Source organism: Actinomycetospora sp. NBC_00405 (genome assembly GCF_036044095.1).
Lineage (GTDB): Bacteria > Actinomycetota > Actinomycetes > Mycobacteriales > Pseudonocardiaceae > Actinomycetospora > Actinomycetospora callitridis.
The window spans coordinates 3,006,880-3,025,490 of sequence record NZ_CP107938.1; the positions used below are offsets into that span (position 1 = coordinate 3,006,880).

20 protein-coding genes are annotated in these 18,611 nt (G+C 74.2%); 12 read left to right on the forward strand and 8 right to left on the reverse strand.

The annotated features are described in order from the left end of the window. Window positions 1-101 precede the first annotated feature (101 nt). On the forward strand, window positions 102-839 hold the full coding sequence (locus tag OG774_RS14775) for a VIT1/CCC1 transporter family protein (protein WP_328310677.1): 738 nt from the start codon (window positions 102-104) through the stop codon (window positions 837-839). Here the strand turns inward: OG774_RS14775 and OG774_RS14780 are convergent. Both OG774_RS14780 and OG774_RS14785 read right to left on the reverse strand, forming a co-directional pair. Further along, complete coding sequence (locus tag OG774_RS14780) at window positions 812-1,804, reverse strand: helix-turn-helix transcriptional regulator (protein WP_328310679.1); 993 nt, start codon at window positions 1,802-1,804, stop codon at window positions 812-814. The two genes, OG774_RS14775 and OG774_RS14780, sit on opposite strands and share 28 nt — an antisense overlap. A gap of 39 nt (window positions 1,805-1,843) precedes the next feature. After that, window positions 1,844-2,635 (reverse strand): HpcH/HpaI aldolase family protein, encoded by a 792-nt coding sequence (locus tag OG774_RS14785; protein ID WP_328310681.1) that lies wholly within the window; start codon window positions 2,633-2,635, stop codon window positions 1,844-1,846. A gap of 107 nt (window positions 2,636-2,742) precedes the next feature. Here OG774_RS14785 and OG774_RS14790 point away from each other — a divergent pair, with 107 nt between their 5' ends. Further along, window positions 2,743-3,003 carry a hypothetical protein gene (locus OG774_RS14790; RefSeq protein ID WP_328310683.1) on the forward strand — a complete coding sequence of 87 codons (261 nt, stop codon included), beginning with the start codon at window positions 2,743-2,745 and terminating at the stop codon, window positions 3,001-3,003. A gap of 201 nt (window positions 3,004-3,204) precedes the next feature. Here OG774_RS14790 and OG774_RS14795 read toward each other — a convergent pair whose 3' ends face one another. Further along, window positions 3,205-3,813, reverse strand: a complete 609-nt coding sequence (locus OG774_RS14795) for a response regulator transcription factor (RefSeq protein WP_274192680.1) — start codon at window positions 3,811-3,813, stop codon at window positions 3,205-3,207. A gap of 125 nt (window positions 3,814-3,938) precedes the next feature. On the opposite strand from OG774_RS14795, the gene aroQ reads away from it, so the two are divergent. Then, a complete protein-coding gene (aroQ, locus tag OG774_RS14800) occupies window positions 3,939-4,388 on the forward strand; it encodes a type II 3-dehydroquinate dehydratase (protein WP_328310687.1) in 450 nt (149 codons plus the stop codon). A gap of 33 nt (window positions 4,389-4,421) precedes the next feature. Here aroQ and OG774_RS14805 read toward each other — a convergent pair whose 3' ends face one another. After that, window positions 4,422-5,348: an alpha/beta fold hydrolase gene (locus OG774_RS14805; protein ID WP_328301708.1), complete on the reverse strand. Its 927-nt coding sequence runs from the start codon at window positions 5,346-5,348 to the stop codon at window positions 4,422-4,424. A gap of 3 nt (window positions 5,349-5,351) precedes the next feature. Beyond that, window positions 5,352-6,722 carry an NAD(P)/FAD-dependent oxidoreductase gene (locus OG774_RS14810; RefSeq protein WP_328301710.1) on the reverse strand — a complete coding sequence of 457 codons (1,371 nt, stop codon included), beginning with the start codon at window positions 6,720-6,722 and terminating at the stop codon, window positions 5,352-5,354. A gap of 257 nt (window positions 6,723-6,979) precedes the next feature. Between OG774_RS14810 and OG774_RS14815 the strand changes: the two genes are divergently transcribed. The 3 genes from OG774_RS14815 to OG774_RS14825 all read left to right on the forward strand — a co-directional run bounded on the left by OG774_RS14815 (window position 6,980) and on the right by OG774_RS14825 (window position 9,444). Beyond that, entirely contained in the window at window positions 6,980-8,077 is a 1,098-nt protein-coding gene (locus OG774_RS14815) for an SDR family oxidoreductase (protein WP_328301712.1), read from the forward strand. Between the two features lie 76 nt (window positions 8,078-8,153). Continuing rightward, a complete protein-coding gene (locus OG774_RS14820; RefSeq protein WP_328301714.1) occupies window positions 8,154-9,029 on the forward strand; it encodes a glutamate racemase in 876 nt (291 codons plus the stop codon). Between the two features lie 55 nt (window positions 9,030-9,084). Beyond that, a complete protein-coding gene (locus OG774_RS14825) occupies window positions 9,085-9,444 on the forward strand; it encodes a PRC-barrel domain-containing protein (protein ID WP_274192674.1) in 360 nt (119 codons plus the stop codon). Between the two features lie 24 nt (window positions 9,445-9,468). Here the strand turns inward: OG774_RS14825 and OG774_RS14830 are convergent, their stop codons facing one another. Then, window positions 9,469-10,215: a lytic murein transglycosylase gene (locus tag OG774_RS14830; RefSeq protein WP_328301719.1), complete on the reverse strand. Its 747-nt coding sequence runs from the start codon at window positions 10,213-10,215 to the stop codon at window positions 9,469-9,471. A gap of 264 nt (window positions 10,216-10,479) precedes the next feature. Here OG774_RS14830 and OG774_RS14835 point away from each other — a divergent pair, with 264 nt between their 5' ends. Then, a complete protein-coding gene (locus OG774_RS14835; RefSeq protein ID WP_328301721.1) occupies window positions 10,480-11,427 on the forward strand; it encodes an alpha/beta hydrolase in 948 nt (315 codons plus the stop codon). Between the two features lie 48 nt (window positions 11,428-11,475). Here OG774_RS14835 and OG774_RS14840 read toward each other — a convergent pair whose 3' ends face one another. Next, window positions 11,476-12,204 (reverse strand): beta-ketoacyl-ACP reductase, encoded by a 729-nt coding sequence (locus OG774_RS14840; RefSeq protein WP_328301723.1) that lies wholly within the window; start codon window positions 12,202-12,204, stop codon window positions 11,476-11,478. A 247-nt stretch (window positions 12,205-12,451) separates the two neighbouring features. Here OG774_RS14840 and OG774_RS14845 point away from each other — a divergent pair, with 247 nt between their 5' ends. The 5 genes from OG774_RS14845 to OG774_RS14865 all read left to right on the forward strand — a co-directional run bounded on the left by OG774_RS14845 (window position 12,452) and on the right by OG774_RS14865 (window position 18,212). After that, on the forward strand, window positions 12,452-13,714 hold the full coding sequence (locus OG774_RS14845; protein WP_328301725.1) for an alpha/beta fold hydrolase: 1,263 nt from the start codon (window positions 12,452-12,454) through the stop codon (window positions 13,712-13,714). A 202-nt stretch (window positions 13,715-13,916) separates the two neighbouring features. After that, the gene (locus OG774_RS14850) at window positions 13,917-15,095 is read left to right on the forward strand and encodes an acetyl-CoA C-acetyltransferase (RefSeq protein ID WP_328301727.1); all 1,179 of its coding nucleotides are present in this window, start codon (window positions 13,917-13,919) and stop codon (window positions 15,093-15,095) included. A gap of 318 nt (window positions 15,096-15,413) precedes the next feature. Further along, window positions 15,414-16,505 (forward strand): S-(hydroxymethyl)mycothiol dehydrogenase, encoded by a 1,092-nt coding sequence (locus OG774_RS14855; RefSeq protein ID WP_328301728.1) that lies wholly within the window; start codon window positions 15,414-15,416, stop codon window positions 16,503-16,505. After that, window positions 16,502-17,146, forward strand: coding sequence for an MBL fold metallo-hydrolase (locus OG774_RS14860; protein ID WP_274192667.1), 645 nt, complete (start codon window positions 16,502-16,504; stop codon window positions 17,144-17,146). Before OG774_RS14855 ends, OG774_RS14860 begins: the two co-directional genes overlap by 4 nt. Before the next feature lie 73 nt (window positions 17,147-17,219). Continuing rightward, window positions 17,220-18,212, forward strand: coding sequence for a gamma-glutamylcyclotransferase family protein (locus OG774_RS14865; RefSeq protein ID WP_328301732.1), 993 nt, complete (start codon window positions 17,220-17,222; stop codon window positions 18,210-18,212). Here OG774_RS14865 and OG774_RS14870 read toward each other — a convergent pair. Beyond that, window positions 18,209-18,550 (reverse strand): hypothetical protein, encoded by a 342-nt coding sequence (locus tag OG774_RS14870; protein WP_328301734.1) that lies wholly within the window; start codon window positions 18,548-18,550, stop codon window positions 18,209-18,211. The two genes, OG774_RS14865 and OG774_RS14870, sit on opposite strands and share 4 nt — an antisense overlap. Window positions 18,551-18,611 lie beyond the last annotated feature (61 nt).

Sequence of the window (18,611 nt, forward strand, 5' to 3'; positions counted from 1 at the left end):
TCGTGCGCTCCCGCGCGCCGGATCGCCGTGAGGATCACGCGCGAACTGAGGGCAGGCTCAGTTTTCTGGAATCATTCCATTCTTCGTGGGACCCTGGAGACATGAGCGAGACGGTGAGCAGCTCCGGGACCCCGGGCGAGGTCCACCCCGAGCCGCACGGCGGCGAGCTCTCCCAGCGGCTCAACGCCCTGCGCGCCGGCGTGCTCGGCGCCAACGACGGGATCGTGTCCACCGCGGGCATCGTCGTCGGCGTCGCCGGCGCGACGGTCGAGCGCGCCCCCATCGTCACCGCCGGGATCGCCGGCCTCGTGGCGGGTGCGGTCTCGATGGCCCTCGGCGAGTACGTCTCGGTGTCCAGCCAGCGCGACTCCGAGCGCGCCCAGCTGGCGAAGGAGAAGCGCGAGCTGCGCGAGACGCCCGAGGAGGAGCTCGAGGAGCTCACCGAGCTGTACGAGGCGAAGGGCCTCTCGCGGGCGACCGCGCGGCAGGTGGCCGTCGAGCTCACCGAGCACGACGCGCTCTCCGCCCACGTCGACGCCGAGCTCCACCTCGACCCCGACGAGCTGACCAGCCCCTGGCGGGCGGCGGGCGCCTCGGCGGTGGCGTTCATTCTCGGCGCGCTCCTGCCGCTGATCGCGGTGATCGCCACCCCGCCCACGTGGCGGGTCCCCGTCACCGTCGCGGTGGTGCTCCTCGCCCTCGGGCTTGCGGGCTGGGCCGGCGCCCGGCTCGGTGGCGCGACCCCGAGGCGGGCCGTGCTGCGGGTGATGATCGGCGGCGCCCTGGGCCTCGCCGCGACCTACGGCATTGGCTACCTGGTGGGCGGCGCGGTCGGCTGAGCGTCCCCGGCGGCCCGCAGGTAGCGCGCGGCCACCACCCGCAGCTCCTCGGACAGGGCGTCGGGCGACTCGACGGTGAACTCCGCCCCGAGCCCCAGCAGGATGATCGTCGCGGCGCGGGCGTCGTCGGTGGAGAGCGTCACCCGGCACGCGTCCGGCCCGTCCGGCTCGATGCGCACCTGGTCGGTCCAGATCGTCGCCCGCACCTGCTCGGCCGACGCCTCGACGCGCACGACGCAGCGGAACGGCCGGACGTCGGCGACGCGGTCCGAGACGAACGCCGCCGGGTCGCCGCCCGGGATCTCGCGCGGGGCGAAGCGCGGCCCGGTCGGGAGCCCGTCCGGGGCCAGCCGCGGCGTGAGGCGGTCGACGCGCAGGGTGCGCCAGTCCTCGCGGTCGCGGTCCCAGGCCACGAGGTACCAGCGCCGACCCCAGGCGACGAGGTGGATCGGCTCGATCCGCCGACGGGTCGCGGCCCCGTCGCGGGCCGTGTAGTCGATCTCGAGCACGCGTCGGTCGCGGCACGCCCCGCCCACGACGGCGAGCACCGAGGGGTCGACGGTCGGCGCGACGCGCGGCGCCACGATCGCCACCGGCATCGCCGAGACCCGGTGCCGCAGGCGCGCGGGCAGGATCCGCTCGAGCTTCACCAGCGCGGCCAGCGCCGTCTCCCCCGTGCCCGCCACCCCGGACCCGGCCGCGGTCCGCAACGTCACCGCGACCGCGACGGCCTCGTCGTCGTCGAGCAGCAGCGGAGGCAGCGCGGCCCCGGAGCCGAGGCGGTAGCCGCCGCCGGGGCCGAAGCCGACCTCGACCGGGTAGTCGAGCCCGCGGAGCTTGTCGACGTCCCGGCGCACGGTGCGGGTGGTGATGCCGAGGCGCTTGGCGAGCTCCGGGCCGGTCCACTCCGGGCGGGCCTGCAGCAGCGACAGCAGGCGCAGCAGGCGGGCGGAGGTCTCGAGCACGCGCTCAGTGTGCCCGGTGAGGCGGACGGGAACGGTCCGCTATCCCCGGAACCCCTCGCGCGCACCGTCCAGGCCCTCGAGCAGCGCCGGCACGTCGGACCACGTGGTGACCAGCGAGAACCCGTCGGCGGCCCGGGCGGCGGCGTAATGCGCGCGGGTGGCGTGCACGGCCGCGCGCGTGCCCGCGGCGGCGCAGGCGTCGAGGACGCGCCGGAACGCGTCGTGGATCGCGGGCTCCTCGCGGTTCTGGGCGGGGCCGAGCCCCAGGGCGACGCCGAGGTCACCGGGGCCGACGAACAGCCCGTCCAGGCCCGGCACCGCGGCGATCTCGCCGGCCCGGTCCAGGGCGTCGGCCGTCTCGATCATCGCGAACACGAGGACGGAGCCTGCGGACCCCACGGGGTCGGCGCCGGGACGCAGCGCCGTGCGCACGGGCCCGAACGAGCGACGCCCGGCCGGCGGGTAGCGGCACGCGGCGACGAGCTCGGTGGCGGTCGCGACGTCGGAGACCATCGGGGCGATCACGCCACGGACCCCGAGGTCGAGCGCGAACCCCACGGAGGCCTCGTCGACGGCGGGCAGGCGCACCAGCGGGGCGAGCCCGTGGGCGTCGACGGCGCGGACCGCGGCAGCGGTCGACGCGCGGTCGAACAGGCCGTGCTGGAGATCGAGCGTCAGGGCGTCGAGGACGTCGTGCCCGGCGGCGTACGCGGCCACGACCTCGACGAGGTGGGCGTCCGGGACCGTCAGCCAGCCGTTGCGTGCCGCGCGGCCCGCGGACCAGGCCGCGTGCACCGGATCGAGGGGGCCAGTATCGAGGGGTTCCGTCACCCGTCCACCCTCTCCGTCAGCGCCGAGCCGAGACGTCGCTCACCTTCTCACGACTACTCCGTTCGAGGGCGGCGGACGGGTGTTCCGTGCCCGTACGATCAGCGGCGATGGCCGCTCCCTCCCGTGCCCCCTCCCGCACTGCCTCTCGGACGGGGCGCACGACGCCGACCCCCCGGTTCACGTTCGCGCGCGACACCGCGTACCGGATCACCGTGCGGGGCGAGGGCGGCGAGCGGCAGGACCACGCCGTCGACGCCTACCAGGGCTGGCTCGCCGGCCCCGACGGCATCCGCCACCGGTTCGGGGCGCACCCGCGCACCCGCACCGAGCTGCGGGACGACACCATCCGGACCGTCGTCGGCCCCTGAGACACGTCACGGCGGCACCTCACGGCCCGGCTCCTGCGGGCACGCCGACCGGACCCGGTGGGCGGGCGCATGCGGGGTACGCCCGTCCACCGGGTCCGGTCGACCCGTCCTCGGTCCTGCCCAGCCACTTCCTGCCCCACTGACCTCCTGCCGCCTCCGACCCGGCGGGACGTCGTCGGGTGTCTCCCCCCGGCAGCTGCCTCAGGAGACGAGGCCGCAGCGGAAGCCCTGGGCCACCGCCTGGGCCCGGTCGGCCGCCGAGAGCTTGCGGAACAGCCGGCGGGCGTGGGTCTTCACCGTGTCCTCGGACAGGTAGAGCTCGCGGCCGATCTGGCCGTTGCTCTTGCCCTGGCTCATCCCGCGCAGGACCTGCATCTCGCGCTCGGTGAGGTTGACCCCCGCGCCCGGCTGCGCGCCGCGCTGCATGGGCATGGCGCCGACCTCGGCGCCTGCGGCCGAGTGGGCGAGCGCGGCGACCAGCTCGGGGCGCGAGGCGTCCCAACGCAGGTAGCCGCGGGCGCCGCCGGCGATCGCGGCGGCGATGCTGCCGCCGTCGTCCGGGGCGCCGAAGACCATGACGTTGGCCTGCGGGTGCGCGGCCATGAGGCGACGGGTCGCCTCGGCGCCCGAGGCCACGGCGCGCTGGGTCCCCACGAAGACGACGTCCGCGCTCTGGCGGGCGTAGCGGGTGAGCAGCTCGTCGGCCGTGGACACACAGTCGATGCGCTGGACGCCGGGGACCGCGGACATGACGCGCGTCAGTCCCTCGCGGACACTGCGCCGGTCGTCGCAGATCAGAACCGTCCTCATACAGACTCCGTCCGAGATGGGGAGACCGCCCGTGCTGGGCGCTGTCCCTCTCATCGGCCGTCCCACCCGTCCGCTTGACCCCCGAATGACAAAGGCGTGGTTATGAACCCCCGATGGAGTGGCGCATGAACGCCCGCCGCGTGCTGGTCGTCAACGGGCCCAACCTCAACCTCCTGGGCCGCCGGGAACCCGAGGTCTACGGCACCGACACCCTGTCCGACCTGGAGGAGCGCTGCCGGCGCACCGCCGCCGAGTTCGGTCTGGAGGTCGACGCGCGCCAGAGCAACCACGAGGGCGCGCTCATCGACACCGTCCAGGAGGCCATGACCGGCCACGGCGGAGTGATCATCAATCCGGGCGGCTACACCCACACGTCCGTGGCCCTGCGCGACGCGCTGGCCGCGCTGCCGGTCCCCGTGGTCGAGGTGCACCTGTCGAACGTGCACGCCCGCGAGGCGTTCCGGTCGCACTCCTACGTGTCCCCGGTGGCCACGGCCGTGATCGCCGGGGCCGGGGTGACGGGGTACGACCTCGCGCTGCGCTTCCTCGCCGAGCGACTGGTGCGCCGGATCTGACGGTTCGGCCCTGACGGGCTCGGGCCCGACGACTCAGACCTGAGCCCGGGTCGCCAGCGCGGCCAGCTCGCCCGCGAGGGCGTCGGGGAACTGCAGGGGCAGGAAGTGGCTGCCCGGCAGGCGCACGAGCCGGGCGTCGGGCAGGACAGCCGCGAGCGCCGTCATGTCCGCGGGCGGGGCGAGCGTGTCGAGATCGCCGGACACGATCGTGACGGGCACGCGGAGCGAGCCCAGGTCGTCCGGCGTCGGGTGCTCGGCCGCGGCGAGCACGAGCCGCGAGAACCACGTCCAGTCGTGGCGGGCGAACTCCCGCGCCACCTCGGCCAGGGTGATCATCGGCGCGGCGGAGCCCGTGGGGTCGAGCTGGGCCGGGTCCACGCCGGCGCGCCCGAGCGCCTCGCGGCCCGCGTCCAGGCTCCGGGGCAGCAGGTTGATCAGCCCCGCCGTCGGCGGCCCGACCACCCGCAGCAGCCACCCCCCGACCTGCGCCGCCCGGCGGTGCACGCCCTCGGGCACCTGGGCCGGGAGCGGCGAGAGCTGGGGCAGCACCCGGAACGCCCCCGTCGCCGCGCCGCCGAGGACGAGCAGGCCCGCGACGCGGTCGGGCGCGCGCCGGGCGGCCTCGATCGCGATCGCGACGCCCACCGACCAGCCGACGACGAGGGCCCGGGACATCCCGGCCGCGTCCATGACGGTGAGCAGGTCGTCGACGTGGTCGTCCACGGCGATGCGCGTCTCGTCGTCCGGGCGCGACGAACCACCGAGACCGCGGTGGTGCCAGCTCGTCGCGTGGTAGCCGCAGTCCGCGCCGTGCAGGAACGGCCACGCCGTCGGGCTCGCCCCGAGGCCGTTGGACACGACCACGGGCACGCCCTGCGCGCCGTTGTCCCAGCGGCGCAGGAGCGTTCCGTCGCGGGCGAGCAGGTCCTCCCGGTACTCCGGGTCCTCAGGGGGCGTCACGCGTCACCCGGCCGCGGTGGCGGCGCGCTTCGCGATCTCCTCCTCCGAGAGGTAGTCGCGCGTCTCCTCGAAGGACGACGTCTCGCTCTTGCGCCCCGTGAGGAAGCCGATGCGGATGAAGTCGTCGCCGCCGAAGAAGTGCAGGATCCAGTTGGCGACGACCCGGGCGCGCGTGCGCATGAGCGGCAGCGCGTAGAGGTGGTAGCCCCGGGTCACGGCCTGGGCGACGATCCCGGTGAGGCGCAGCTTCAGCGGGTGGGCCACCGCCTGGGTGCCGCCGAGGTCGACGACGAGCCCCAGGTCGTGGTGCTTGTACTCGCGCAGCGACTCGCCGCGCAGCGAGGCGACGACGTTGTCCGCGGCGACGACCGCCTGGCGCGTCGCGTGCTGGGCGGTGGGCGGGCAGAGGGTGGAGCCCGGGTCCTCGGCGGTCAGGTCGGGCACGGCGGCCGCGTCGCCGAGCACGAACACCTCGTCGTACCCGTCGAGACGCAGATCGGTGCCGCACTTGACCCGGCCGCGCACGAGCTCGACACCGAGCTGCTTCACCAGCGGGCTCGCGGTGACGCCGGCCGTCCACACGAGCGTCTTGGTCGGCAGGGTGTCCCCGTCGGTGAGCGTGACGCTGTCGGCGGTGACCTCCTCGACGCCGGTCTCGAGCCGCACCCCGATGCCGCGGCGGCGCAGCAGGTCGAGGGCCTCCTCGCCGAGACGCTGCCCGAGCTCTGGCATGAGCCGCGGCGCGATGTCGACGAGGGTCCACTTCACCAGCGTCGGGTCGAGGCGCGGGAAGCGCTTCAGCGCGGCGTCGGTGAGCAGCTCGAGGCACGCGGCGGTCTCGGTGCCCGCGTAGCCGCCGCCCACCACGACGAAGTGGCAGCGCGCGGCGCGCTCCTCGGGGTCGGTCGACGCGTTGGCCAGCTCGAGCTGCGAGAGCACGTGGTCGCGCAGGTAGGCGGCCTCGCCGAGGTTCTTCATCCCCAGCCCGTGCTCCTCGAGCCCCGGGATGTCGAACTGACGGGTGACGCTGCCCGCGGAGATCACCAGCCGGTCGTACGGCAGGTCGACGACGTCCTCGCTGATCTTCTTGACCACGGCGACCTTGCGCTCGAGGTCGAGCCCGATCACCTGGCCCGGCAGGCGCTGGGAGCGGTGGATGGCCCGGGGCAGCGGCACCGTGACCGACTGCGCGGTGATCACGCCCGCGGCCACCTGCGGCAGCAGGGGCAGGTAGAGCATGTAGTCGTGGGGGTTGACCACCACGATCTCGACCTCGCCGCGTGCCAGCTCGCCCTTGAGCTCACGTTCGAGGCGCTGGACGCACTTCAAGCCGGCGAACCCCGCGCCGACCACCACGATGCGCTGCGCGCTCATGCGAACGTCCTCCCATCAGTCCCCGAGGGCATTGTCCGCCCGCAAGTGTCGTTCGTGATGATTTCCCCTGGTACCGCGCCCGGACACCTTCCCGGACCGACCGACCGCGCACCCATGACAGCACTCACAACGCCCGACGGTGCGACGGGCGAGCGCGCGCGTGGAGGACATGGTGTCCTCCTCGCAGCACCGACCCTGCCCGACCCTCCCCCGCCCGATCGTCCCCGGTGGAGGCCCGATCCTCCCCGGAGGCCGCGTTGCCGACGACCGTGCTGTTCACCGGCTTCCCCGGGTTCCTCGGCAGCGCCCTGCTGCCGCGCACGCTGCGCCGTTCCGCCGACGCGCAGGCCGTGGCGCTGGTGCAGGAGCGCTGGCTCGACCGGGCGCGCCGGACGCTCGAGCGGCTCGAGGCCACCGAGCCGGCGCTCGCCGGGCGCACCCGTCTCGTCGTCGGCGACATCACCCGGCCGGGGCTCGGGCTCGACGAGGACGAGGCCGCGGCCCTGCGGAGCGGGCCCCTGGAGATCTTCCACCTCGCCGCGGTGTACGACCTGTCCGTCGCCCCCGAGCTCGCCTGGTCGGTGAACGTCGAGGGCACCCGGAACGTCGTCGACCTCGCGCGCGGCGCCGACGAGCTCGTGCGGCTCCAGTACGTCAGCACCTGCTACGTCTCCGGGCGCTACCCGGGCCTCTTCTTCGAGGACGACCTGGAGCTGGGCCAGCGGTTCTCCAACCACTACGAGCACACCAAGCACGAGGCCGAGCGGATCGTGGCCAAGGCGCGCGAGGCCGGCATGCCGGTGACGATCTACCGGCCCTCGGTGGTCGTCGGCGACAGCCGCACCGGCGAGACCCAGAAGTACGACGGGCCCTACTACGCGCTGCAGCTCATCGCCCGCCAGGGACGCGTGGCCGTGATGCCGCTGCCCGGCGACCCCTCGCGCGTCCACTTCAACCTGGTGCCCAGCGACTTCGTCGTCGACGCCATCGCCGCGCTCGCGCCGCACCCGGGCGCCCTCGACCGCACCGTCGCCCTCGCCGCCCCGCACCCGCCGACCGTGCTCGGCATGTGCGAGGCCTTCGCTGCGCACACCGACAAGAAGCTGCGCGTCGTGCCCGTGCCGACCTCGCTGTCGCGCTTCTCGATCGACCACCTGCCGGGCGTCGGACGGCTGTTCAAGCTGCCCTCGTCGACGCTGGACTACCTGACCCACCCCACCGACTACGACGTCACCGCGACCACCGCGCTCCTCGCCGAGGTCGGCGTGCGCTGCCCGACCTTCGCCGAGCACGTCGGCGCGATGGTGGCCTACCACCGCGAGCACCCGGACGTCGGCAGCGCCGCGATGGTCTGAGGGCCGCGATGGTCTGAGGGCCGCGATGGTCCGAGGGCTGCGATGGCCCGACGTGCGGGGTCCTAGACTCGAGGTGATGGTCGGGCACCCGGCGGGCTCCGCACTGCGCATCGCGCTCATCGACTCGGGCTGCGGTCTGCTGCCCACCGCGGGCTGGTTGCGCCACCTGCGCCCGGACCTCGCCCTCGACCTCTACCTCGACCCCGAGGGCATGCCGTGGGGCTCCAAGCCGTCGCCGTGGATCGTCGACCGCGTCGTCGGCACCGGGCACCTCGCCGTCGAGCGCGGCGCGGACGCGGTCGTCGTGCCCTGCAACACCGCGTCGGTGACGGCGGTGGTGCCGCTGCGCGCCGCCCTCGAGCCCGACCGCCCCGTGGTGGCCACCGTCCCCGCGGTGAAGCCGGCCGGGGCCACCGGCGTGCCCTTCGCGGTGTGGGCCACCGAGCGCACCACGGTGAGCGAGTACCAGCGCGACCTGCTCGAGCGCTTCGCCGCGCCCGGCCAGGCCGAGTCGGTCGCCTGCCCCGGTCTCGCGACGGCCGTCGAGCACGCCGACGCCGCGGCGGTGCGCGAGGCCGTCGCCCTCGCGGCCTCCCGCACGCCGGAGCGCTGCCGCTCGGTGGTGCTCGGCTGCACGCACTACCCGCTGGTGGTCGAGGACATCCTCGCCGCGCTGCCACCCGGCACCGCGCTGCACGACAGCTCGCGCGCCGTCGCCGGGCAGGCGCTGCGACGCCTCGGCGTGCCCGAGGACCCCTCGCGCGAGCCCGCCGAGGTCCGGGTGCACCTCGGCGGCGACGAGGGGCCGCTGCCCGCGACCGCGCTCGCCTACCCCGTCGGGCGGGGCCTCGCCCGCGGCGGGCGGATCGGCCGCGACGAGCTGCCCGCCACCGACGAGTCGACGCAGCAGACCCGCCCGGACACCGCGGCCCCGTCGGCGACGCCGGTCTGACTCCCCAGGGCCATCTGACTCCGCGCGGCCGGGGCGGCGTCGTAGTGTTCCGCCCGTGATCCCCGCCGAGAACATCCGCGACTGGCGCGGCCGCCCCGTCGTCGACCCCGTCGAGGCGAAGATCGGCGACCTCGAGGCCGTGTACGTCGACACCCTCGGCGACGAGCCGGTGTTCGCGACGATCAAGGTGTCGTCGCTGTTCGGGAAGACCAAGCTCGTGTTCGTCCCGCTCGGCGGGGCCGTCGTCACCCCGGCCCACCTCAAGGTCGCGTTCGGCCGGGAGCTGGTCCGCGAGGCGCCGTTCATCGACCCCGACGGCGAGCTGCACGCCTCCGACGAGCCGGGCGTCTTCAGCCACTACGGGCTGGAGTACCGCACCGGGTCGCTGGGCGAGCGGCGGCTGGCGCGGCGGTAGGTCACCGCCGGTTCACCGCCGGCGTCACCGCATCCCGTCCGCGGCGGCCACGGCCTCCCGGCGGACGCGGTCGACGTAGGCCTGCGAGCGGTTGTAGGCGAGGACGGCGGCCCGCCAGTCGTCGCCGCGGCGCAGGTCGCGGTCGTCCTCGCAGAGGTAGCGGGCGGCGGCCAGGGCGGCGTCGTCGAGGTCGTCGGGGTCGTTCACCCCGTCGCCGTCGCCGTCGGCCCCGTACAGGGCCCAGGTCGACGGGATGAACTGCAGCGGGCCCACGGCGCGGTCGTAGGTGGTGTCGTCGTCGAGGCGCCCGCCGTCGGTGTCGCGGATCTCGCGGTTCCCGCCCGTGCCGTCGAGCTCGGGCCCGCGCACCGGGTCGCCCGGGCGCCCCTGGTCGTCGAGCGCGGTGCCGCCGAAGCGCCCGTGGTTCGACTCGACACGACCCAGCCCGGCGAGCGTCACCCACGACACCCCGCAGTCGGCGAGCTCGTCGCGGGCGGCGACCTCGGCCCGCGCGTAGGCGACGAGCGCCCGCGCCGGCACCCCCGTCGCGGGCTCGACGGCGGCCGCCCAGGTGCGGCGGGCGGCGTCGTCGGCCGGGGCGGGCGCCGCAGCGGGCTGCGCGTAGGCCGGGGCGTCGTCGGGGCCCGGGCGGACCGCCACCACCACGCCGGCCAGCCCGGCCCCGACGAGCAGGACGAGGACCACCGCGGCGGCGAGCAGCATCTCGAGCTGCCGCGCCTCCGCCGGGTCGCTGCGCCGCGGACTGCTCACGGATGCGGACGCTACGGCGACCGGAGTGGCCGCCCGGTCAGGTGGGTCGACCGACGCACGGGCCGCCTCTGACCGGAGCAACCGCCCACCGGCACCACCAGGAGTGTCGCCGCTGCGACACGCGCCTCACCCGCTCGTCCCCGTCCCTCGGGCGCCGGTCACCGACAGACCCCGATCGGTGGTCCGTTCGAGTGGGCGTGAGCAGCAACTCGTCGTGCAGGCTGTCGCCGCCGCTGAGAACACGCACGGTCGCGGGAGGGCGCTGTGGACATCGACGTCCGGTTGCGGATGTTCACGTGGTTCGCCGACGTCTCCGGGGCCGTCGCGGTCAGCCGCATGGGCCCCGAGGAGATCTCGCGGGCCCGGGCACGGCGCATGAGCCACAACGTGGTCACGTCACGGGTCTTCGGCCCGATGCCGCGCGGGGTGTTCGTCACCGACCGCGTCGCCGACACCGACATCGGCCCGGTCCCGGTGCGCCTCTACCGCCCGCACACCGCCCGCGCGCTGCCCGTCGTCGTCAACTTCCACGGCGGCGGTGGCACGCTGGGCAACCTCGACCAGTCCGACTGGCTGTGCGCCCACGTCGCCTCGCGGGTCGGCGCCCTCGTGGTGTCGGTCGACTACCGCCTGGCGCCCGAGTTCCGCTACCCCGCGGGGCGGGAGGACGGCTACGCCGCCGTGACGTGGGTGGCGCGCCACGCGGCCGCGCTCGGCGCCCGGACCGACCGCCTCGCCGTCATGGGCGACAGCGCGGGCGGCAACCTCGCGGCGGTCGTCTGCCTGCTGGCCCGGGAAGCCGGGCCGGTCATCGACGCGCAGGTCCTGCTCTACCCCGCGCTGGACCTGACGTTCACCCGTCCGTCGGTCGAGCGCTTCGCCACCGGGCCGGTGCTCACGCGCGCCGACATGGAGGTCTTCCGCACCCACTACCTCGGCGAGGACGGCGACCCGACGGACCCGCTGTGCTCCCCGCTGTTCGCGCCGGACGTCGCGGACCTGCCGCCGGCGCTCGTCGTCACGGCGGCGGTCGACCCGCTGCACGACGACGGCGCCGACTACGTCGCACGGCTGGGCGCGGCCGGTGTGCCGGTGAAGCACACCGACCACGCCCGCGCGGTGCACGGCTTCCTGTCGTTCCCCGGCGTCTGCCGGGCGTCGGCCGCCGCCCTCGACGACGTCTGCGCGGAGCTCACGGTCCGCCTGGCCTGACCGGGCCCGACGATCTGGCCCGACGGTCCCGTGAGCCCGCGCAGCGGCTCACATGTGCAGGCCGCCGTTGACCGAGTAGACCTGCCCGGTGATGTACTCCGACTCCGGGTCGGCGAGGAACTCGACGACGCGGGCCACCTCGTCGGGCTGGCCGAGGCGGCGCAGCGGGATCCCGGAGACGATCTTCTCGATGGCCTTCTCCGGCACGGCGGCGACCATGTCGGTCTCGATGTAGCCCGGCGCCACGCAGTTGACGGTGACGCCCTTGCGCGCGCCCTCCTGCGCCATCGACATCGTCATGCCGAAGAGGCCGGACTTCGTCGCGGCGTAGTTGACCTGGCCTGCGTTGCCCGCCTCGCCGATGACCGAGCTGATGTTGACGATGCGGCCGCTGCCGCGCTCGGCCATGTGCAGGTAGGCGATCTGCGCCATGTAGAAGGTGCCCGAGAGGTTGACCTGGACCACGCGGTCCCAGTCGTCGACCTCCATCTTGGCGACCATCTTGTCGGCGGTGATGCCGGCGTTGTTCACGAGGACGTCGATGCGTCCGTGCGCCTGCATGACCTCGTCGATCACCCGCTCGCAGTCGCCGCGGCTGCCGATGTTGCCCTGGTGGATGGTGATCTGGTCCGGGAACTCGGCCTTGAGCTCCTCGGCCGAGGACGAGTCCGACGAGTAGCCGACACCGACCTTCATCCCGCGCCGGGCGAGACGCGAGCTGATCGCGCGCCCGATCCCGCGCGCGCCCCCGGTCACCAGGGCCACCTGTCCGGTCATGTCTCCCATGCGTGCTCCTTCGCTGTTCGGCACCGTCGTCGAGGGTGTCTGTACCCGGAGCGTGGTCCGCGCCACACGATCCGGGTGCCATCGAAGTCACAAACCCGTGCCCAGGGGAAGGGAACCGATCGGTCTACCCGCCGGTAGCGCGCGCGTTGCGAAACATCCCAAGCAGCCGTACGTTCCGTGCAGCACCCAGAGCCGGGTGCTGTCGAGCGCCCGGTCCCCGGGCGCGAGGAGGTGCGAGATGACGGCCACCATCGACGAGGCGGGCGCTCCGGGCGACCCGCTCGAGGCCCAGTCCGAGGCCCCCAGCCCCGACCCCGCCGCCTACCTGCGCGGGTACCACGCCACCGCGGCGGTCCGCGGCGCGACGGCGATGACCAAGGGCGCCGGCTACGTGCTCCAGCGGGCCCTGACCCAGTCGGTGACGCCCGGGCAGAACACGCGCGACGCCCGCCGCTGGTGGCGTCACGTACTCACCCGCCGCCGGCCGCAGTGGCACAACGACCACGAGATCGTCTTCGAGACGCCGATCGCGCGGCTGCGCGACTTCTCGCAGGGCGCAGCCACGTCGGGGGATCCGGCTGACGACGTCGTCCCGACGCTCGTGCTCCCGCCGCAGGCCGGGCACGACTCGTGCATCGTCGACTTCCAGCCCCGCCAGTCGCAGATGATGGTGATCCGCGAGGCGGGGCTGACCCGCGCGTTCACCCTCGACTGGGTCGGCGCCACGCGGGAGACCTCCGGCACGACGATCTCCGACTACATCGCGGTGGTCGACCGCGCCGTCGAGCACTGCCGCGAGACCGTCGGCCGTGACTCGGTCAACCTCGTCGGCGACTGCCAGGGCGGGTGGCTCGCGACGATCTACGCCGCGATGCACCCGGACAAGGTCAACACGCTCACGCTGGCCGGCGCGCCGATCGACTTCCACGCCGGCGAAACGCCCATCGGGGCCTCGTCGCGGGTGATGACCCAGCGCTTCGGGCAGCTGCCCTACCGCGCCATGGTCGCCGCGGGCGGCGGCAACATGCCGGGCTCGTTCGTCCTCGGCGGGTTCATCGCGATCCGGCCCGACGCCGAGATCGCCAAGCACGTCGACCTGCTGAAGAACCTCGACGACCCGGCCGCCATCGCGCGCTACGAGGCGTTCGAGGACTGGTTCAAGCACACCCAGGACGTCCCCGGGGCCTTCTACCTGTGGCTGGTCGAGCACCTGTTCGCGGGCAACGAGCTGATCAACGGGACCCTCGAGGTCGACGGGCGCCGCGTGGACATGCGCGACATCTCCTGCCCGCTGTTCCTGCTGGGCGGCGCGACCGACCACATCACCCCGCCGGTGCAGGTCTTCGCGGCCGCGGACCACGTCTCCACCCCGGCGGACCAGGTCACGCGGCGTACCGCGCCCGGCGGCCACCTGGGCCTCTTCATGGGCAACCAGGCGCTGCGGTACGAGTGGCCGCCGCTCATGACCGCGGTCGCCGAGCACTCACGACGCACGGACTGAGCCTGCCCCGGGCGACCTGGACCGATTCCGGGGATCGTGCGGTGATCCTTCGCCCGCGACCCTGGGATCGGCCCGGGCCGAGTGGGTACGTTCGGTGCACTCCGGCTCGCTCACCGTGGTGGTCGACGTCACGTCGCGATCACACCGGTGATCGGTCGTCTCCGGCCCACCGTCGGGCCACCCATCGACCAGGAGGACCTCCATGCCCGGTTCCGTCATCGTCTCCGGCAAGCGCACCCCCATCGGCAAGCTCTCCGGGGCCTTCGCCGGCATGACCGCCGGTGACCTCGGGGCAGTGGCGATCAAGGGTGCGCTCGAGGCCGCCGGCATCTCCGGCGAGCAGGTCGAGTACGTGATCATGGGCCAGGTCATCCAGGCCGGCAACGGCCAGAACCCGGCCCGCAAGGCGAGCACCGACGCGGGCATCCCGATGTCGACGCCGTCGTTCACCCTCAACAAGGTGTGTCTCTCCGGCCTCGACGCCATCGCGCTGGCCGACCAGATGATCCAGGCCGGCGAGTACGACATCGTCGTGGCCGGCGGCATGGAGTCCATGACCGAGGGCCCCTACCTGCTGCCCAAGGCCCGTCGCGGCTACAAGTACGGCAGCGGGACGATCCTCGACGCCACCGAGTCCGACGGCCTCACCGACGTCTACGACCACGAGTCGATGGGCGCGTCCACCGAGCGCTTCGCCTCCTCCATCGGGCTGAGCCGCGAGGAGATGGACGAGGTCTCGGCCGCGTCGCACCAGCGTGCGGCCGACGCCGCGAAGAACGGCCGCTTCGAGGCCGAGATCGCCCCGGTGCCCGTCCCGCAGCGCAAGGGCGACCCCATCGAGGTCACCGAGGACGAGGGCGTCCGTGGCGACACCACCGCGGAGGGCCTGGGCAAGCTGAGGCCGGCGTTCGCGAAGGAGGGCGCCATCACGGCGGGCAGCTCCTCGCAGGTCTCGGACGGCGCGGCCGCGACGGTCATCATGTCCGCCCGCAAGGCCGAGGAGCTCGGCATCCGGCCGCTGGCCGAGATCCGCAACCACGGCTGGGTCGCCGGCCCCGACAACTCCCTGCTCTCGCAGCCCTCCAACGCCGCGTTCAAGGCGCTGCGCCGCGAGGGCATCGAGCCCTCGGACGTCTCGCTCTGGGAGATCAACGAGGCGTTCGCGGCGGTCGCGATCCAGTCCGCCCGCGAGCTGGGCCTGCCCTCCGACGCGGTCAACACCGACGGCGGCGCCATCGCGCTCGGCCACCCGGTCGGCGCCACCGGCGCCCGCCTCGCCGTGCACGCGGCCCACGAGCTCCAGCGCCGCGGCGGCGGCTACGCCGTGGCGAGCCTGTGCGGCGGCGGCGGCCAGGGCTCGGCGCTGATCCTGCACGTCTGAGTTCACGGGCATCTCGGTGTCAGCGGCGTGCCGTCGCTGACACCCAGTGTCCGTATTCTTCCGTCGATCACCACGACACGACGCGGGCGGTCACCTCGGTGGCCGCCCGCGTCGGCGTCTCGAGGGAACCGCGGGCGCGGGGCGTGCGTCGAACCGGGTACGGGGCCGCGTCCGGTGGGAGGAGCCGGGCGCGGCCCCGCCCGTCGGTCTCCCCGGTGGACGGGGCGCCGCGGGGAGTGACCATGCTCGGGTGCGCATGCCAAGGTGGTCGTCCGGGCACAGGTGACCGGTAGCACACGCGAGGAAGACGGAGGCAACATGCCGCAGGAGGTCCGGGGAGTCGTATCCCGGGAGAAGGGCAAGCCGGTCACGGTCGAGACGATCGTCGTCCCCGATCCCGGGCCCGGTGAGGCCGTGGTCAAGGTCCAGGCGTGCGGGGTGTGCCACACCGACCTGCACTACCGCGAGGGCAACATCGAGGACGCCTATCCGTTCCTGCTGGGCCACGAGGCCGCGGGCGTCGTCGAGGCGCTCGGCGAGGGCGACGTGCAGGGGCTGGAGGTCGGCGACTACGTCATCCTCAACTGGCGTGCCGTGTGCGGGGTCTGTCGTGCGTGCCGCAAGGGCAAGCACCACCTGTGCTTCGACACCCACAACGCCGCCCAGTCGATGACGCTCAAGGAGACCGGCGAGGAGCTCAAGCCGGCGCTGGGCATCGGGGCGTTCGCAGAGAAGACGCTGGTGCACTCCGGCCAGTGCACGAAGGTCAACCCGAACATCGATCCGGCGCAGGCCGGGCTCATCGGCTGCGGGATCATGGCCGGCACGGGCGCGGCGATCAACACCGGTGAGGTGAAGCGCGGCGAGACCGTGGCGGTCATCGGCTGCGGTGGCGTGGGCGACGCGGCGATCGCGGGTGCGGCGCTGGCCGGCGCCACGACGATCATCGCGGTCGACACCGAGGACCGGAAGCTGGAGTGGGCCAAGGGCTTCGGCGCCACCCACGGCGTCAACGCCAAGAACGAGGACCCGGTCGAGCGCATCCGCGAGCTCACCGACGGGTTCGGCGCCGACGTCGTCATCGACGCCGTGGGCATCCCGGCCACGTGGAAGCAGGCCTTCGAGGCCCGCGACCTCGCCGGCCGCCTGGTGCTCGTCGGCGTCCCGGCGCCGGACATGAAGCTCGAGGCCGACTTCCAGCCGTTCTTCTCCCACGGCGGGTCGCTGCGGGCGTCCTGGTACGGCGACTGCCTGCCGAGCCGCGACTTCCCGATGCTGGTCGACCTCGCGCTGCAGGGCCGGTTCCCGCTCGACAAGTTCGTCACCGAGCGCATCTCGCTCGACGACGTCGAGCAGTCCTTCGAGAAGATGCACCACGGCGACGTGCTGCGATCGGTGGTGATCCTGTGACGGCCGAGAAGGTCGGCGAGGGCGTCGAGCACCTGACGACGTCCGGCCAGTTCCAGATCGACGGCAACTCGTTCGACGTCGACAACAACGTCTGGATCATCGGGGACTCGTCCGAGGTCGTCCTCCTGGACGCCCCGCACGACGCCGAGGCGATCAAGAAGGCGGTCGGCGACCGCAACGTCGTGGCCATCCTGTGCACCCACTCGCACAACGACCACGTCAACGCGGCGCCGGCCATCGCGGAGGCGTTCGACGCCCCGATCCTCCTCAACCCGGACGACCGGGTGATCTGGAACCTCACGTACCCGGACCGCGAGCCGGACGGCGAGATCACCGACGGCGAGACGTTCACGATCGCCGGGATCGACCTGCGGGCGATCCACACGCCGGGGCACTCCCCCGGGTCGACGGTGTTCTACGCGCCGGACATCGGCACGCTGTTCTCCGGCGACACGCTGTTCAACGGCGGGCCGGGCGCCACCGGGCCGTCGTACTCGGACTTCAACGTGCTCATCGAGCAGCTGGCCGACAAGGTGTTCTCGCTGCCGGGCGACACGATCGTGCGCACCGGCCACGGCGACACCACGAAGGTCGGCGACGAGGCCGCGCGCCTCGAGGAGTACCGCGAGCGGGGCTACTAGAGCTCTGCGTCAGCATCCGGATCACGAGTACCCGGCCGACCCCTACCCCGGGGTCGCGCCGGGTTTCTCGTTCGTGCACCTCGACGCCCACAGCCACCGGCTCGACCCGTCGGCGTCGGCCGGGGCCGGCTGGACCCTGGCGGGCGTCGACCTCGACCGCTGGCTCGCCGATCGCGGTGCTGCGTCCATGGTCGACCGGGTGCCGGTGCTCGCGTTCGGCTCCAACCGGTGTCCCGGCAAGCTGACCTGGCTGCGCGAGCACCTGGGGCTCGCGGGCCCGGTCGTCGTGCTGCGGGCGCGGGTGGAGGGGCTCGCCGCGGTGTGGGCCGCCGGCCTGCGCGCCCGCGACGGGGCCCGTCCGGCGACGCTCGCCGCGGTGCCGGGCGCGGTCGAGACACACGCGGTCTGGATGGCGACGCCCGACCAGGTGGCCGTCCTGGACCGCTGCGAGGGACGCGGGGAGCGCTACGACCTGGTGCGCCTGCGACCGGGGCGCGGCGTCGGCGTGGTCACCGAGGACGGCGCGCGGCTCGACGGCGTCTGGACGTACTGGGCAGGCGCCCCGGTGCGCGCGCCGCTGCTGGTCGACGGGGCCCCCGTGGCGTGCCGGGACGTCGACCAGGAGGCCGCGCGGGAGCTCGTCGGCGCGCCCGCGCCGCTCGACCCGGGGTCGGTGACCGTCCAGGACGGGGCGCCGGATCCCGCGGCGTGGCCGGACCGGGTGTTCGTCTACGGGACGCTCATGCCGGGACAGCGGGCCTGGCCCCTGATCGCCTCGCGCGTCGTCGGTGAACCGGAGCCGGCCTGGCTGCCGGGACGCGTCCACGACACCGGGCGCGGCCACCCCGCGCTGCGGCAGGGCGGTCCGGGGCGGGCCCGCGGGACGGTGCTCCGCCTGGCCGATCCGGTCGCGTCGCTGCCGGTGCTCGACGAGTACGAGGGGCCGGACTACCGGCGGGTGCGCGCGCTCGTGCACGGGACGGGCGGGTCGGCGCCCGCCTGGCTCTGGACCTGGCGGGGAGAGCTGGCCGGCGCGCCGGTGTCCGGGCTGTGGTCGCCGCCCTAGAGACGCGTGCGCACGGCGACGAAGCCGGGACGAGGGGCCGGGGTGACCGGGGCGGCGGCCACCGGGGCGGCGGGAACCGGGGCGCTGGGGACGGGGGCGCCGGGGACCGGGAGCATCGGCTCGGCCGACGACTCGGCCGCCTCCGCCCGGCGCCGGACGTGGGCCCCGCGGAGGAGGAACACGATCCCGACGAGGAACGCGACCCCGGCGAGGGCCAGGGCCCCGGCGGCCACGGGCGCGGGGATCCCGGGCAGGCGCGGGACCCCGGGTACGGCCAGCGGCACCGCGCCCAGCAACAGCAGGATCGTCACACCCGCCACCGTCAGCAGCCGCATCATCGGCTCCCCTCCGCACCCGCGAGATCCGCACTCTGCTCGGGACGTCGCCCCCGCCACCAGA